At 63.1% G+C, this 15,400-nt stretch carries 14 protein-coding genes and 1 tRNA gene; 11 read left to right on the top strand and 4 right to left on the bottom strand.

Features of this window, described 5'->3' with window-relative positions; all coding sequences use genetic code 11:
- Positions 1-36 precede the first annotated feature (36 nt).
- From MESS2_RS09635 to MESS2_RS09625, 3 genes are all read left to right on the top strand, one after another.
- Positions 37-987, top strand: a complete 951-nt coding sequence (locus MESS2_RS09635) for an acetyl-CoA carboxylase carboxyltransferase subunit alpha (RefSeq protein ID WP_008874012.1) — start codon at positions 37-39, stop codon at positions 985-987.
- A 213-nt stretch (positions 988-1,200) separates the two neighbouring features.
- Entirely contained in the window at positions 1,201-2,526 is a 1,326-nt protein-coding gene (locus MESS2_RS09630; protein WP_008874011.1) for a L,D-transpeptidase family protein, read from the top strand.
- Between the two features lie 10 nt (positions 2,527-2,536).
- Positions 2,537-2,776: a sulfurtransferase TusA family protein gene (locus MESS2_RS09625; RefSeq protein WP_008874010.1), complete on the top strand. Its 240-nt coding sequence runs from the start codon at positions 2,537-2,539 to the stop codon at positions 2,774-2,776.
- A 21-nt stretch (positions 2,777-2,797) separates the two neighbouring features.
- On the opposite strand, the gene MESS2_RS09620 is transcribed toward MESS2_RS09625, so the two are convergent.
- The gene (locus MESS2_RS09620; RefSeq protein ID WP_008874009.1) at positions 2,798-3,904 is read right to left on the bottom strand and encodes a CobW family GTP-binding protein; all 1,107 of its coding nucleotides are present in this window, start codon (positions 3,902-3,904) and stop codon (positions 2,798-2,800) included.
- 4 nt (positions 3,905-3,908) lie between these two features.
- Complete coding sequence (locus MESS2_RS09615; protein ID WP_008874008.1) at positions 3,909-5,081, bottom strand: D-alanyl-D-alanine carboxypeptidase family protein; 1,173 nt, start codon at positions 5,079-5,081, stop codon at positions 3,909-3,911.
- Between the two features lie 233 nt (positions 5,082-5,314).
- Between MESS2_RS09615 and MESS2_RS09610 the strand changes: the two genes are divergently transcribed.
- The 4 genes from MESS2_RS09610 (at position 5,315) to MESS2_RS09595 (ending at position 9,131) form a co-directional block, all read left to right on the top strand.
- Complete coding sequence (locus MESS2_RS09610; protein WP_008874006.1) at positions 5,315-6,478, top strand: M20 aminoacylase family protein; 1,164 nt, start codon at positions 5,315-5,317, stop codon at positions 6,476-6,478.
- Between the two features lie 87 nt (positions 6,479-6,565).
- Positions 6,566-6,642, top strand: a tRNA-Arg gene (locus MESS2_RS09605).
- Positions 6,643-6,880: 238 nt separating this feature from the next.
- Positions 6,881-7,867, top strand: coding sequence for a glycosyltransferase family 10 domain-containing protein (locus MESS2_RS09600; protein WP_008874005.1), 987 nt, complete (start codon positions 6,881-6,883; stop codon positions 7,865-7,867).
- A gap of 241 nt (positions 7,868-8,108) precedes the next feature.
- Complete coding sequence (locus MESS2_RS09595; RefSeq protein WP_008874004.1) at positions 8,109-9,131, top strand: LacI family DNA-binding transcriptional regulator; 1,023 nt, start codon at positions 8,109-8,111, stop codon at positions 9,129-9,131.
- Here the strand turns inward: MESS2_RS09595 and MESS2_RS09590 are convergent.
- A complete protein-coding gene (locus tag MESS2_RS09590; RefSeq protein WP_008874003.1) occupies positions 9,119-10,111 on the bottom strand; it encodes an alpha/beta hydrolase in 993 nt (330 codons plus the stop codon). The genes MESS2_RS09595 and MESS2_RS09590 overlap by 13 nt on opposite strands.
- Positions 10,112-10,120: 9 nt before the next feature.
- Positions 10,121-11,269 carry a Gfo/Idh/MocA family protein gene (locus MESS2_RS09585; protein ID WP_008874002.1) on the bottom strand — a complete coding sequence of 383 codons (1,149 nt, stop codon included), beginning with the start codon at positions 11,267-11,269 and terminating at the stop codon, positions 10,121-10,123.
- Positions 11,270-11,442: 173 nt separating this feature from the next.
- Here MESS2_RS09585 and MESS2_RS09580 point away from each other — a divergent pair, with 173 nt between their 5' ends.
- The 4 genes from MESS2_RS09580 (at position 11,443) to MESS2_RS09565 (ending at position 15,399) form a co-directional block, all read left to right on the top strand.
- Positions 11,443-12,789, top strand: coding sequence for an ABC transporter substrate-binding protein (locus tag MESS2_RS09580; protein WP_008874001.1), 1,347 nt, complete (start codon positions 11,443-11,445; stop codon positions 12,787-12,789).
- Positions 12,790-12,793: 4 nt separating this feature from the next.
- Complete coding sequence (locus tag MESS2_RS09575) at positions 12,794-13,723, top strand: carbohydrate ABC transporter permease (RefSeq protein WP_008874000.1); 930 nt, start codon at positions 12,794-12,796, stop codon at positions 13,721-13,723.
- Positions 13,720-14,556 (top strand): carbohydrate ABC transporter permease, encoded by an 837-nt coding sequence (locus MESS2_RS09570; protein ID WP_008873999.1) that lies wholly within the window; start codon positions 13,720-13,722, stop codon positions 14,554-14,556. The genes MESS2_RS09575 and MESS2_RS09570 overlap by 4 nt, the downstream gene beginning before the upstream one ends.
- A gap of 69 nt (positions 14,557-14,625) precedes the next feature.
- Positions 14,626-15,399: a sugar phosphate isomerase/epimerase family protein gene (locus MESS2_RS09565; RefSeq protein ID WP_051069074.1), complete on the top strand. Its 774-nt coding sequence runs from the start codon at positions 14,626-14,628 to the stop codon at positions 15,397-15,399.
- Position 15,400: the final 1 nt, after the last annotated feature.

Raw genomic sequence — 15,400 nt, 5'->3', positions numbered from 1 at the left:
CAGTCATTGCCTTCCGGTCTATCGGTCCGCCCAAGAATGTATAATTACCTCGATTTCGAAAAGCCGGTCCAGGATCTCGAAGGCAAGATCCTCGAGTTGAAGAAGCTTGCCGAGAATGGCGAGGCGGTCGATGTCGGCGATGAGATCAGCCGTCTCGAGAAGCGTTCTCGCGACGCGCTGCGCGACGCCTACAAGGCTCTGACCCCGTGGCAGAAGGTGCAGGTGGCGCGCCATCCGGACAGGCCGCACTGCATCGACTACATCAAGGCTCTGTTCAGCGATTTCACGCCGCTGGCCGGCGACCGCAATTTCGGCGAGGACCAGGCAATCGTCGGCGGCTTCGCCCGTTTCCGCGGCGAGCCGGTGGCGATCATCGGCCAGGAAAAGGGTTCGGACACCACGAGCCGGCTGAAGCATAATTTCGGCTCGGTGCGCCCTGAAGGCTATCGCAAGGCGGTACGGCTGATGGAACTCGCCGACCGCTTCAAGATCCCGCTGCTGACGCTGGTAGACACGGCGGGCGCCTATCCCGGCGTCGGCGCCGAGGAACGCGGCCAGGCGGAGGCCATCGCCCGCTCGACCTCGGCCTGCCTCGGCCTGAAAGTGCCGTCGATCTCGGTGGTCATCGGCGAAGGCGGCTCGGGCGGCGCCATTGCGATTGCCACCGCAAACCGCGTCTACATGCTTGAACACGCCATCTATTCGGTGATCTCGCCGGAAGGTGCGGCCTCGATCCTGTGGCGCGACACCACCCGCTCGAAGGATGCGGCGACCAACATGAAGATCACCGCCCAGGATCTTCTGGAGCTGAAGATCATCGACGCCATCGTTCCCGAACCGCTCGGCGGCGCCCATCGTGCCCCGGAAACGGTGATTGCCTCGACCGGCGACCTCATCGCCAGGACGATGAAGGAGTTTTCCGGCGCCAACACCGATTTTCGCGAGCAGCGCCGCGAAAAATACCTGTCGATGGGCCGCAACCTTTAGTGTGAGCTGGTTTCTGTGCCGCAATGTGGCAAGATTAGGCGCTTTCGCCACAAAATTGCCGCTGCATTCGGTTCAATCGGATTGCCGAGCGGGAATGTGCCCGGCGCCTGCGAAGGTTTCAAGGTTAACGGGCTTAGGTCCGTCAATGTTCAGCGTGCGGACCTTGCGGCGCCTAAGCCTGCGGTCCGAAAAGATCAAGACGTAGCGACATCCATGTTTGCCAAGCTTGCCCGCACCGGACTTCTGATCGCAGCGCTAGGCGTCGCCGGCTGCAACGATTCCTCGATGAAGGACTTCGCCCCCTCGGCCAACAACCCGCTGCCGGACAAGATACTGGCCGACATGAAGGCCAAGGGCATGGCCCGCACCTCGCCGGTTATGGCCCGCATCTTCAAGGAAGAGGGCAAGCTCGAAATCTGGAAGGCCAAGACCAGCGGTCGTTACGACATGGTCGCCAGCTACGACATCTGCAAATGGTCGGGCAAGCTCGGGCCGAAATACACCGAGGGCGACCGTCAGGCGCCGGAGGGCTTCTATACGGTCCGCCCGGCTCAGATGAATCCGAGGTCGAGCTACCACCTTTCCTTCGACATCGGCTATCCGAACGCCTACGATCGCGCCAATGGCCGCACCGGTACCAATCTGATGGTCCACGGCGCCTGCTCGTCGTCGGGCTGCTATTCGATGACCGACGCGCAGATCGAGCAGATCTACGCCTTCGGCCGCGACGCCTTCCAGGGCGGCCAGACCGAGTTCCAGATCCAGGCCTTTCCGTTCCGCATGACCGCCGCCAACATGGCGCGCTACCGCAACGACCCGAACTACGACTTCTGGAAGATGCTGAAGGTCGGCTACGACAATTTCGAGATCACCAAGGTGCCGCCGAAGGTCGATGTCTGCGAGAAGCGCTATGTCTTCAACCAGGTGGCGGCCGATGGCGCGACGTTCAATCCGACCGGCGCCTGTCCCGCGGCCACGCAGCCGGATTCGCTGAAAACGGCCTACAGCGCCTACCAGAGCACCTATGACGCGGCCTTCAACGGCGCGGTCAAGGCCTCGGTGCCGGCACCCAGGCCGACCATTGCCGGCGTCAAGGAAGCCAGCATCGTTTCCGACTGGTCGAAGCGGCGCGCCCGCGGCGAGCGCGTGCCGATCGAGCCGCCGTCGCTCAACGCCGACGGCTCGGTGAGCGAGACGGCGCGCATGGGCCGCATCGATTCGCCGGCCGGGCGCAAGATGGCCGCGATCGACGCCGAGAAGGCCGCCAAGCGGAAGGCGGAGCAACAGAGGCTTGCCGCCATAGAAGCAGCCAAGGCCGAGAAAGAAGCGGCCAGGGCTCAGGCACTGGCCGAAAAGGAAACGGCCAGGATTAATTCTCTGGCCGAGGAAGAGGAAGCAAGGGCCGCGGCCGAAGCGCCTGTCGCTACCGCGACAATCGCGTCGCCTCCCGAGGTTGCCCCGGCCGAAAAGGCGGCGAATGCCGATGAAAGCCGGGTAACAAAGCTGAAGAACAAGCTGCTCGGCATGTTCGGCGGCTGAGCTTCCAGCCTTGGCCAAGCGCGCTGTCGTTTACGATCTTAAGGGCCTGAACTGTCCCCTGCCCGTGCTCAAGGCGAAGAAGCGGCTGGCCGCCATGCGGCCGGGCAGCCGGCTCTGGCTTGAGACCACCGACCCGCTCGCCGTCATCGACATTCCGGCCTTCTGCTCCGACGCCGGTCATCAATTGGTCGAAACGACAGCGGTTTCCGGCGGCCATCGCTTTCTGGTCGAGCGCGGCGGGGTCGCCTAGGCTCTGCGTCGGCCAAAAAGCCTACCGCCCGGGAATCGCCAGCGGGTTGTCTGCCAGCGCCGCACGATCCGGAGTGTCGATCAAGGGCTTGTTGGTGAAGGCGGCGAACAGCCGCCGCACATAGTCTTCTGGCATGTCGAGCGTGATCAGCACCAGCCGCGTGCCGCGCTGGCCGTCCGGCCAGGACGGCAGTTGCACCGGCGGATGCAGGATTTTCTGCACGCCGTGGACGACCAGCGGTCGCGACGGGTCTCCCCTGAGCTCGATGACGCCCTTCATACGCAGCAGGCGCCCGCCATGCGCCGATCGCAGCAGGTCGAGGAACATCTCGATCGCCGAGAACGGCACCGGTCCGTCATGAACGAGCGAATAGGAGCGCACGCGGGAATCGTGCCGGTGGTCATGATCGCCCGGATGATGGCCATGATCGTGATCACCATGATGATGATCGTGGTGCGCCTCTTCACCCAGCCAGCGCTGCACATCGGCGGATTTGGTGGCCGGATTGTAGAGGCCGCAATCAAACAGCGCCGCCGCACCGATACGGCTGTCGCCGGCATCAAGCACTTCTGCACCCGGATTGATCTGCCGCAGCCGGGCTTTCAGCGCCTCGACCTCGCAAGGATCGGCGGCAAGGTCGGCCTTGGTCAGCACGATGCGGTCGGCGACGGCCACCTGCTTCACCGCCTCGACATGATTGTCGAGCGTCGCATTGCCGTTGACCGCGTCGACCAGCGTGATCACGCCGTCGAGCCGAAAGGCCTGGACCAGCGCCGGATGCGCCATGATCGACTGCAGCACCGGCGCCGGATCGGCAAGCCCCGTGGTTTCGATGATGACACGGGCAAGTCGGGCGATGCGGCCGGTCTGCAGCCGGTCGACGAGATCGGCCAGCGTGTCGACCAGTTCGCCGCGCACCGTGCAGCAGAGGCAGCCGTCGGAAAGCTGGATGATGCCGTCGGAGGCCTGCTCGACCAAAAGATGGTCGATCGCCACCTCGCCGAACTCGTTGATGATGACCGCCGTGTCGGCCAGCGCGGGATCCCTGAGCAGCCGGTTGAGCAGCGTCGTCTTGCCGGCGCCGAGAAAACCGGTCAGCACCGAGACGGGGATCGGAAAGCCGGCCATTGGCCTAGTTCAGGACCTTGGCTGGCTCGTCGCCCTGGACCGCGGTGGCGGAACCGATCACTGTCGGTTCGGCGCCGGCCGGCGGCGGCAAATCTGGGCGCCAGGTCGGCAGCGGCACATCGGCATATTCCTGGCCGGATTCATCGAGCATGGCCTTCGGCTTCGGCCCGGTGGCGCCGCCAAGGCCGACAGCGACCAGCGTCGGCACATGGTCGAGCTCTTCCTGATAGGGCGACTTCGGCACTTCCTTGTCGCCGACGGGCGTCGCGGCCTCCGACTGCTCCTCGGGCGGCTTCTTCTTGCAAAGCTCGTCGCGCAAATCGTTCACCGATGTCGTGTCGCCATAGGCTGGCAGCGCCGCGATCGTGACCCAGTTCGGCTGAGGCGTCGCGAAACCCTGGTCGAGCAGTCTGGCCGCCGTCTCGGCACGGGTGATGGCCGATTGTTCGCCGAGCACCACGGCGACCAGCGTGCGGCCGTTGCGCGTTGCCGAGCCAATCATGTTGAAGCCCGAGGAGCAGACGAAACCCGTTTTCATGCCGTCGGCGCCCGGATAGCGGCCGATCAGGAGATTGTAGTTAGAAATCTCCTTCTTGCCGACGGCCAGGCCCTCGATCGAGAACCAGGGGACATATTGCGGAAAGTCCATGCGGATCGCCATCACCAGCAAGGCGAGGTCGCGCGCCGTCGTATACTGGTCCGGCGAATAGAGCCCGTTGGGATTGACGAAATGCGATCCGGTCATGCCGAGCCGGCGCGCCTCGGCGTTCATGCGTTCGGCGAAGGCGGCCTGCGAACCGCCGACATTCTCGCCGACGGCCATGGCGATGTCGTTGGCCGATTTGACCAGCATCATCTTCAGCGCATTGTCGAGCCGCATGACCGAACCAGGCTTGAAGCCCATCTTGCTTGGCGGTTCGCCGGCGGAATGCTTCGTCACCTTGATCGGCGAATCGAGCTGGACCTCGCCGGCCGCGATGGCGCGGAACGTCACATAGGCGGTCATCAGCTTGGTCAGCGAAGCCGGATACCAGCGCTTGAAAGCATCCTGATGCTGGAGAATCTTGCCGCTTTTCAGGTCGAACACGATTGTCGGATTGGCGAGAGCCGGTCCGGCCAGCGCCGCAAACGCCACGGCGCCCGCCAACAAAATTCCAGGGAAATGCCTGTACCGCATAGTGTATTCCGAAATCGCCTCTTGCCGTAGTCGCCCCTGGCTCCGTAAGATTTCGTTACGCGATCGCCAGCATGATGGTCCGATCCCTCAACCTGGGCCATAATGTTGCGGTGCTATTTACCCTATGTGACGTCAAGATGGCAAAGCGCCTGAATGACAATTGTAAACGAACCGGCACAATCGCAAAATAGCAGGCGCAGCCCGTCTGCTCCAACAGCCGAGATGGAACCATCATGCCAATCCTGAACCGCGCCGCCGAAATGCAGGACGAGGTCGCCGGCTGGCGCCGCCATTTGCACCAGACCCCAGAGCTGAATTTCGACGTCTTCAAGACCGCCGCCTTTGTCACCGACAAGCTGAAGTCCTTCGGCTGCGACGAGGTGGTGACCGGGCTCGGCAAGACCGGCGTCGTCGGCATCATCCGCGGCCGCCAGGGCGACGGCGCGACAATCGGGCTGCGCGCCGACATGGATGCGTTGCCGATCAACGAGATCACCGGCAAGCCCTACGCCTCGACCGTTCCGGGCAAGATGCATGCCTGCGGCCATGACGGCCACACCGCGATGCTGCTCGGTGCCGCCAAATATCTTGCCGAGACCCGCAATTTCACCGGTTCCGTCGCGGTGATCTTCCAGCCCGCCGAAGAGGGCGGTGGCGGTGGCAACGAGATGGTCAAGGACGGCATGATGGACCGCTTCGACATCGCCAAAGTGTTCGGCATGCACAATATGCCGGGCCTGCCGGTCGGACAGTTCGCCATCAGGCCGGGCCCGATCATGGCGGCGACCGCCGAATTCACCATCACCGTCAAGGGCCGCGGCGGCCATGCGGCGATGCCGCACGGCACGATCGACCCGATCGTCATCACCAGCCAGTTGGTCGGCGCGCTGCAGACGATCGCCTCGCGCAGCACCGACCCCGTCGAGGCGGTCGTGGTGTCGGTGACGAAATTCCATGCCGGCGACGCCTATAACGTCATTCCCGAGAGCGCCGAGATCGCCGGCACCGTGCGCACGCTGAAGAAGGAAATCGCCAAAAAATCCGAGGAGCGCATCCGCACCATCTGCGAGGGTGTGGCCACGGCCTTCGGCGCGATGATCGAGGTCGATTACAACGCCAACTATCCCGTCACCTTCAACCATGCGGAAGAGACGGTCTTTGCCAGCGATATCGCGGCAGGGATAGCCGGCGACGCCCAGGTGCACCGGGCCATCCAGCCGGTGATGGGCGGCGAGGATTTCTCCTATATGCTGGAAGCCCGGCCAGGCGCCTTCATCTTCATCGGCAATGGCGACACCGCCGGTCTTCACCACCCTGGCTACGACTTCAACGACGAGGTCATTCCGCACGGCATGAGCTACTGGGTGAAGCTCGCGGAAACGGCGCTGGCGGCATAGCTGTCGGCACCAGAGGCGGCGCAGCATAATTGCGCGCCGTCCGCCTCTTGGCGAACCGCCCCGAAGCGGCTATGTGTCGGGCCGCGTGGTCCCGTAGCTCAGTAGGATAGAGCGGCAGATTCCTAATCTGTAGGTCACAGGTTCGATTCCTGTCGGGATCACCACTCAGCCACGGCGGAAACAGCCTAAACCCGCCGACTCGAAATTCGCTCGACATTTCCGCAGGCTAGCCTGAGTCGCCCTCTGAACTGCCGGATGCGTCTGCGCTGCGATGGCGCCACGACCAGATTTGAGGTTCTGGATGGTTTCGCCTAGGCGCCGGAGGCCCGTTGGCTAGGCATTTGCTTTTAGAACAGGCGGGTATAGGACTTTGCCGGTATTGAGGTATCCGGCTTGCTTTCCATGCCTTCAAAAGACCCGCTCATCCTTTTTTATACGACATTCTTCGGCAAGCCCGTCGACATCGCATCCATTCGTTGTGACCTTCCGGGGCAGTGGACTCTGGACAAGCGCCGGATTGCCGAGGCGGCGACGGTCGTCTTCCACATCCCGAATTTCCGCGAGATAGGCGACGCCTGGAAATATCCCGGCCAGTTTTGGATAGCCTGGTCGATGGAGAGCCGGTCAAACTACAAGCGGATCGCCGATCCGAAGATCATGCGGCACTTCGACTTCACGATGACGCACGAACGCGGCTCCGACATCTGGGCGCCTTATCTGCCGCGCGCTTCCTGGTGGGAGGAGGTTCGAGCAACACCGATCGTGGCGAAGACGGAAGCGGCCCCGGCCGTGCTCTTCCAATCGGCCCGCTTGAACTATAGCGGGCGCGTCGACTTCGTCCAGGAGCTTTCCCACCACATTAAGATCGATTCCTATGGCCGGCATTTTCGCAACCGAACGATTGAAGGCCCCGATCTCGGCAAGAAAACGAAGCTCGACACCGTCGCGCACTACAAGTTCTGCCTCGCTTTGGAGAACTCCAGCGAGACAGACTATGTCACGGAAAAGCTCTTCGATGCATTGAAAGCCGGTTCGGTGCCGGTCTATCTCGGTGCCCCGAATGTCGGCGAATTCGCGCCGGAAGGCTCCTACATCAACGCGGCGGATTTCGGCAGCCCTGCCGAACTGGCGGCGTATCTGCGGCATCTGATCCCTACGCCGGACGCCTATGAGGCGTATTTCGGCTGGCGCCCGAAGCCGCTCCCTGACGGTCTTGCCGCGCGCCTGCAAGAGCTGGAAGCGCCCGCCTTCTGCCGGTTGATGACATTCGTGCGGCAGCAGTTGGAAGATTATCCGAACCGACCTGCAGGGCGGCTTCGACTTCCCTTCGGTCCCAGGTCTTACGTCGGCACGCGGCTGCGCAGATGGAATAAGAAGGTTCCGAGCTGAGGGCAGAGTCTGCGCGACAAGTCGAAATCTTGCGGAATTCCTTCCGGCATTGCGCCTCTCGAAAGTGATTACGGCTTGCTCTTTTTCGCGTTAATTAATAAATTTACGCATGGAATAATTTACTGATACGCGTTGAAACTGGAAAACTTGTCTGTAAAATTTTGCCTTGCAGTTGCACGCCGGCTCACCGTATGTAGAGCCGGGCAGCGCGTGGAACCAGGTCCATGACGCGAGGGTTTGAATGCCGATGACGCACAAGACGATGGAGGATTTCGCCCGCTCCTGCGGCGTCTCCAGGCCGACACTGTCGAAGTTTTTCGACGACCCGACCAGCGTCAAGCCGGCAACGCGAAAGCGCATCGAGGAAGCGCTGCGCTCGTCCGACTACCAGCCCAATCTGTTCGCGCGCAACCTTAACCGCAAGCGCACCCGCAGCATCGGCATCGTGGTGCCGACGGTCGCCGATCCCTTTTATTCCGAGATGGTCAGCCGCATCGAGCTCAGGCTGCGCGACGAGGGCTATTGGCCGATCGTCATCTCCTCGCACGGCTCGCGCGAGCTCGAAGTGGAGGCGACGCGAACCATCCTGTCGCTGAAAGTTTCCGGCGCGCTGATCGCACCGCTCGGCCTGCGCTCGGACCATCGCACGCTGGAGAAGCTGACGCAGGCCATGCCCATCGTCTACTTCGACACTTTTCTTGAAGGCGGCACGCCCTTCGTGGGCAACAACAACAGCCAGAGCGTCTCGACGATCGTCGACTATCTCTGCCGCTCCGGCGACGCCCCGGTCTATTTCGACATACCGCATGTCAACCACAATTCGCCGGAACGACTGAACAGCTATGTCGCCTCGATGCAGCGGCTCGGGCATGAACCTGTCATCATCGGCAACACCCGCGACTACACCTGGGATTTCGAACGGATCGGCTACGAGCAGATGGAAAAGATGCTCGGCAATGGCGGCCTGCCAGGCAAGACCATTCTGTGCGCCAACGACCGTCTCGCCTTCGGCGTCATGGCGGCCGCTTTCTCGCAGGGCCGCAAGGTCGGCCGCAAGGGCGATTGCGACCTGCGCGTGGCCGCGCATGACGACCATCCGCTGAGCCGCTACACCTGCCCTGCGCTGACCACCATGGCGCAGGACTTCACCGCGATGGCCGGCCGCAGCGTCGAGACGCTGCTTGCCTTGCTGAACGAGGACGAGACGGCTGTCGCTCCCAAGGTCTACCTCGACGCGACGCTGGTGATGCGTCAGTCGGCCTGAGGGTTTTCAAAGGCAGGATCGAAGCCGCGCCACGCGACGACCGCGGCACCGACAGCTTGCCGCGCCGCCGGGCCATGGCGACCCATCGAGACGAAGCCATGGATCTGTCCCGGCCAGCGCCGCAACACGACCGTTACGCCGTCATCTTGCAGGCGTTTCGCATAAGCCTCGCCTTCATCGGCCAGGATGTCATGCCCGGCGATTGCGAGGAAGGCCGGCGGCGCTCCGATAAGGCTGGCCGCCTTCAGCGGCGACACGCGCCAGTCGTCGATGTCGCTGGAACTGCTTATGTAGTGATCGCGGAACCAGGCCATGGTAGCCGCCGTGAGACCAAAACCGTCGGCAAAGCGGTGATAACTGTCCGCCGTCTGCGAGGCATCCGTGTTCGGATAGAACAATAGCTGTGCGGTCGGCGGCTTCTCGCTTCCGCGCGCGATCAATGACAGCACGGTGGCGAGATTGCCGCCGGCGCTGTCGCCGGCGATGGCAACCCGCCTGGTGTCGATGCCCAGATCGCCAGCGTCGCTTTGCATGAAGAAAAGCACGGCACGGCAATCCTCGATCGCCGCCGGGAATTTGTGCTCCGGCGCCAGCCGGTAGGCGGGCGAGACGACAATGCAGGCCGCCATGTTGGCAAACCAGCGGCAGATCTCGTCGTGGGACTCCGGATTGCCGACCACCCAGCCGCCGCCATGCAGATAGAGCAGCGCGGGAGCATCTGTTCCTGGCGCGTCACGCCCGCGATAGATCCTGAGCGTCACCGGGCCGTCGGGTCCGGCGATGGTGCGCTCGCTCACCGAAGCGACCGGCTCGCGCTCGCCCTGGAGTGTGGGAAATCCGTCTTCATAGGAGCGGCGCGCCTCTTCGGGCGTGCCGGTCTCGAATGGCCGGGCACCGGCCTCCCGGCTGAGGTCGAGCACATGCCGGGCTTCCGGGTCGACCAAGGACACTGCCGGTGTCGTCGGGGATGATGTCGTCATGGACGGACCTCAGGCAAGCAGGCTCGCCGCCTCGTCTTCGCCGAGCAGTGGCGGCTGATCGACCGTTCCATCGACGGCAACCGATTCGCGGCTTTCTCCCGAAGCCAGGATCGCTTCCATGATTTCCAGCACATGCAGCGCAAGATCGCCGGAGGCGCGCGGCTTTCTGCCCGTTGCCAGCGCCCGCGAAAGATCGGCGACGCCGAGCATGCGGTAGTTGGCGCGGTCGGGCGTGGCGAAGGGCCAGTTGCGCGCGCCATAGAGCTCGGCCTCGCTGGCGAAGTCGGCCCAGTCGGTGCCGCGTTCAGAAAGTGAGACGGTGCCGCCGAACGTATCGGGATCGGGCAGGCGCAGCGAGCCTTCCGTTCCGTGCAGCTCGATCGGATGGTTGGAGTGCTTGAAGACGTCCCAGGAGGCGCCGAAGGTGACGGTGGCGCCGGAACGGAATTCCAGCAGCGAGAGGATGTTGGTCGGCGTGCCGACCTTGAAGCTGGTGTTCTTGAAGGGACCTTCGGCGGTGATCAGCCGTTCTTCCTGGCCGCGCGTTGCCAAGGCCATCACACGCGCCACCGGTCCAAGCAAATTGACGAGCATCGTCAGGTAGTAAGGCCCCATGTCGAAGACCGGGCCGCCGCCGGGCTGGTAATAGAATTGCGGATTGGGATGCCAGTGCTCCATGCCGCGCCCCATCATGAAGGCGGTGCCGGTCACCGGTCGACCGATCGCGCCCTCGTCCATCAGCCGGCGGGCACACCGCCCGGCGGCGCCGAGGAAGGTATCCGGAGCCGAACCAAGCAGCAGCCCGCGTTTCGCCGCCTCGGTGACGATGCGCCGACCGTCGGCGGCCGAGGTCGCCAGCGGCTTTTCGGTGAAGACATGCTTGCCCGCCGAAAGTGCCGAGAGCGAAATGTCGAAATGCGCCGCCGGAATGGTCAGGTTGAGGACAAGGTCGATCTCCGGGTCGGCCAGCAGCGCATCGACGCTGGCCGCGCGGATGTCGTATTCCTTGGCGCGGAGCGCGGCCATGTCGGCCGAAATGTCGGCGCAGGCGCGAAGCTCGACCCCACCGAACAGCGCCGCATTGCGCAAATAGGTCATCGAGATGTTGCCGCATCCGACAACGCCGATACCGAGTTTAGCTACCGATTTTCCGTGCATTTTCGAATTCACCTCCCAACGCCGCAATGTCCTGTCCGACCTATTGCACCGGCAACGGATCATAGTCGGAAGCCGCTATACAATATTTTAAATCTTGACGCGCGTAAAATTTTTATGGAACATGCGGAAATGCTGGCGCAACATCGGGAGGCTGCCAGCCCAAGGAGGAGAAAATGACTGACATGAAAAAGGGGCCGGTCTCCGGCTCGAAGCCTGTTGCGCATGTGACCGTCGCCGACCGCAGGCAGTTTCTCATCGGCAGCGCCGGACTGTTGGGTGCGGCGACACTCAGCCTCGGCACCGGGCTTGGTGTCCGCCGGGCTCGCGCCCAGTCGCGCGCCGAAATCAGCTTTGCCAGTGCTGCCTTCTTCGGCAAGGAGACCTTCGGCGATCTGATCAAGGCCTTCAACGAGTCGCAGGATCGCGTTCTGGTCAAGAACATCGAACTGCCGCCGCCGAGTTCCTCGACGGAAGTCTATCAGGGTCTCGTCCAGCAGCTCGCCCGCCGCACCGGCACGCCTGACGTCTTCAGCCAGGATGTGATCTGGATCGCCGGCTTTGCCGCCGCCGGCTGGGCGTTGCCGCTCGACGAGTTTTTTCCGGCGGACAAGCGCGGCGCCTACTTCACCGGCACCCTCAACGCCTGTACCTATGGTGGCAAGCTGACCGCCCTTCCCTGGTTCATGGATTCGGGCATGTTCTATTACCGCAAGGACGTGCTGGAGAAGCATGGCGGCAAGGTGCCGGACAACTGGGCCGACATGGCGACCATCGCCGCCGCCGCGCAGAAGGCCGGCGATGTCGATTTCGGTTATCTCTGGCAGGGCAAGCAGGCCGAGGTTCTGGTCTGTGATGCGGTCGAGATCATCACCTCCAACAATGGCGCGATCCTGGCGCCCGACGGCAAGTCGTCGCTGATCAACCAGAAGGCGGCCGTCGAAGCGATCCAGTTCCTGCACGACACCATTGCCAAGACCAAGATCAGCCCGCAGGACGTGCTGTCCTGGGACGAGGAACCGTCGCGCCAGCCCTTCACCTCGGGCAAGGCGATGTTCATGCGCAACTGGTCCTATGTCTATCCAATCGCCCAGGACGCCAAGGCTTCCCAGGTTGTGGACAAGGTCGGCGTCGCGCCGCTTCCGGCCTTCCCTGGCGGCAAGAGCGCGGCCACTCTCGGCGGCTACCAGCTCGGCGTCAACGCCAACTCCAAGCAGCGCGAAGCCGCGATCGAGTTGCTCACTTGGCTGTCGTCGACCGAAACCCAGCAGCGTATCGCCTTGAACTTTGGCCTCGCGCCGACGCGCTCCGCGCTGTTCCAGGACGAGAAGATCAAGTCTGAGCAGCCGTTCATGGCAAGCCTCGAGAAGGTGTTCACCGGCGCCACGGCGCGGCCGATCACGCCCGAATACGCCAAGGTGACGCTCGCGCTCCAGTCCGGCATCTCCAAGGCGCTGGTTTCGGGCAACGTCCAGGCCGAGATGGATGCGCTGGCTGCGCAAATCAACCAGATCGTCGGCTGAACCAATGTCCGCGGCCGCCACAGTTTCCGGCATTGGCTGGCCGCGGCTTGGCAAGGCGCTTCCAGGCGCCGTCTGGGCCTCGCTCCTGCTGACGCCGGCCTTCGTGTCGCTGGCGTCGGTTTCCTTCTACCCGATCGTCAACGGCCTATACCTCTCGCTCACCAACACCTCGCTGATCACCCAGGAGAACGAATTCTCGGGCTTCTCCAATTATGTGCAGCTCTGGGGCGACGCGCAGTTCTGGAACGCCTGGTGGCACACGATGTGGTTCACCGCGGCATCCACGATCCTGGAGACGGTGATCGGGCTCGGCATGGCGCTCATCCTGTGCGAGGCTTTTAAAGGCCGCGGGCTCGTCCGCGCCGCCATGCTGGTTCCCTGGGCGATGCCGACCGTCGTCACCTCAAAGATGTTCGGCTGGCTGTTCGACGGCCAGAACGGCATCATCAATTATATCCTTTTGCATGCTGGGCTGATCGACCGGAACATCAACTGGTACGGCTCTCCCGACACCGCGATGACCACCATCATCATCGCCGACGTCTGGAAGACCACGCCCTTCATGGCGCTGCTGCTTTTGACCGGGCTGCAGACGGTGCCCAATTCGCTGATCGAGGCGGCGCGCATGGACGGCGCCAAGGGCTGGATCACCTTCTGGCATATCCGCCTGCCGCTGTTGATGCCGACCCTGCTGATCGCCGGCCTGTTCCGTGCGCTCGACGCCTTCCGCGTCTTCGACCTCGTCTATGTGCTGACCGGCGGCGGCCCGGCCGATTCGACCGAGACGCTGTCGACGCTGTCCTACAAGGTGCTCTTCTCGACGCTGCAATTCGGCTACGGCTCGGCCGTCTCGACGGCGATGTTCGTCACCGAAGGCATGATTGCGCTGGCCTTCTGCCTCTATCTCATCCGGCAGATCAGGAGGGCGCAATGAACGACACGCGCTCACCGCTGCAGACCGTCTTCATCTATCTCGGCGCGCTGCTGATCCTTGTCTGGTCGGGCGGTCCGTTCATCTGGCAGTTCTCGACATCGTTCCAGCTCGACAAGGCGCTGACCTCCGGCTCGCCCTCGCTGATCCCCGACCCTTTCACGCTCGAGCACTATTACAACGCCTTCGTCGAGAAGGAGCTGCACCACTATGTCTGGAACTCGCTGGTGGTCTCGCTGGCGACGACGTTCCTGTGCCTCTTCGTCGGCTCGCTCGCCGCCTTCGCGCTGTCCAGGCTCAACGTTAGGGGACGCTTCGGCATATTGATGGTCATCCTTTCGGTGTCCATGTTCCCGCAGATCGCGCTGGTCGGGCCGCTCTATCTGGTCGCCACCAATCTCGGCCTGCTCGATACCTACACGGCGTTGATCATCACCTATCTGGCGCTCGGCCTGCCGCTCGTCACCTGGGTGCTGTTCGGCTATTTCGAGACGCTGCCGCGCGAGATCGACGAGGCGGCGCGCATGGACGGCGTCAGCATTCCCGGCCTGCTCTGGCACATCATCCTGCCGATGTCGCTCCCCAGCCTGGTGACGACCGGCCTGCTCGCCTTCATCACCGCCTGGAACGAGTTCCTGTTCGCGCTCGCCTTCACCTCCAACATCGATCGCCAGACCATCCCCGTCGGCATCGCCAACTTTACCAACCTCTATTACGTGCCCTGGGGCGACATTGCCGCCGCGTCGGCGGTCGTCACCGTTCCTTTGATCGTGCTGGTGCTGTTCTTCCAGCGCCACATCATCGAAGGGTTGACCCAAGGTGGCATCAAAGAATGAGCGGCATCAAGGAATGAAAGGACGATCGTGAAAGACCTGAAAGTCGGCTGCCAGACCTTTACCTGGGAAATGCTCGGAGACCGATTTAGCGGCGGTCCGGACGACCTCCTCAAGGCGATCGCCGACGGCGGCTATGCCGGCATCGAGATCACCGACACGATGATAGGCCGTTACGCCGACCGGCCGGCGGAATTCGCCGCCGCGCTGAAATCGTCCGGGCTGACGCTCGTCTCCTTTGCCTTCGGTTCGAAGAGCGGTTTCACATTACAGGAAAAGATCGGCGCCGACCTTGAGACCGCCAAGCGCTGGATCGACTTCGCCGCCGCCTTTCCAGGCGCATTGGTGTCGATGGGATCGGCGACGGTGATGTCCGACGGCCCGCGCGACGACAAGTTCGCCATCGCTGCCGAAGTCTACAACAAAGCCGGCGAACTCGGCCGCAAGGCCGGCGTCCAGGTCGCGGTGCATCCGAGTTCGCACCATAACACGCTGCTGTTCGACCGTGCCGATTACGACGGGATCTTTGGACTTATCGATCCGTTGCTGGTCGGCTGGGTGCCCGATACCGGCCACATATTGCGTGGCCACGCTGATATGGCGGACACGCTGACCACCTATCGCGACCGTATCCGTTATATTCATCTCAAGGACGTCGACGCCAGCGGCACCTGGGCGATGCTCGGCGAGGGTGTCTGCGATACGCCAAAGGTGATCGAGATCGCCAGTGCGGCGCCCAACTTCAATGGCTGGCTGGTGCTGGAAGAGGAGTCCGAAACCGCCGCCGCTGATCCGGCCGCCGCGGTCAAGACCAACCGCCAGACCATGCGCGGCTACGGGGCGTAGA

Origin of the sequence: Mesorhizobium metallidurans STM 2683, assembly GCF_000350085.1 — a bacterium.
In the GTDB taxonomy this organism is placed as follows: domain Bacteria; phylum Pseudomonadota; class Alphaproteobacteria; order Rhizobiales; family Rhizobiaceae; genus Mesorhizobium; species Mesorhizobium metallidurans.
The sequence above is the reverse complement of the archived record's forward strand: the minus strand, read 5'-3'. Positions and strand labels throughout refer to the sequence as shown.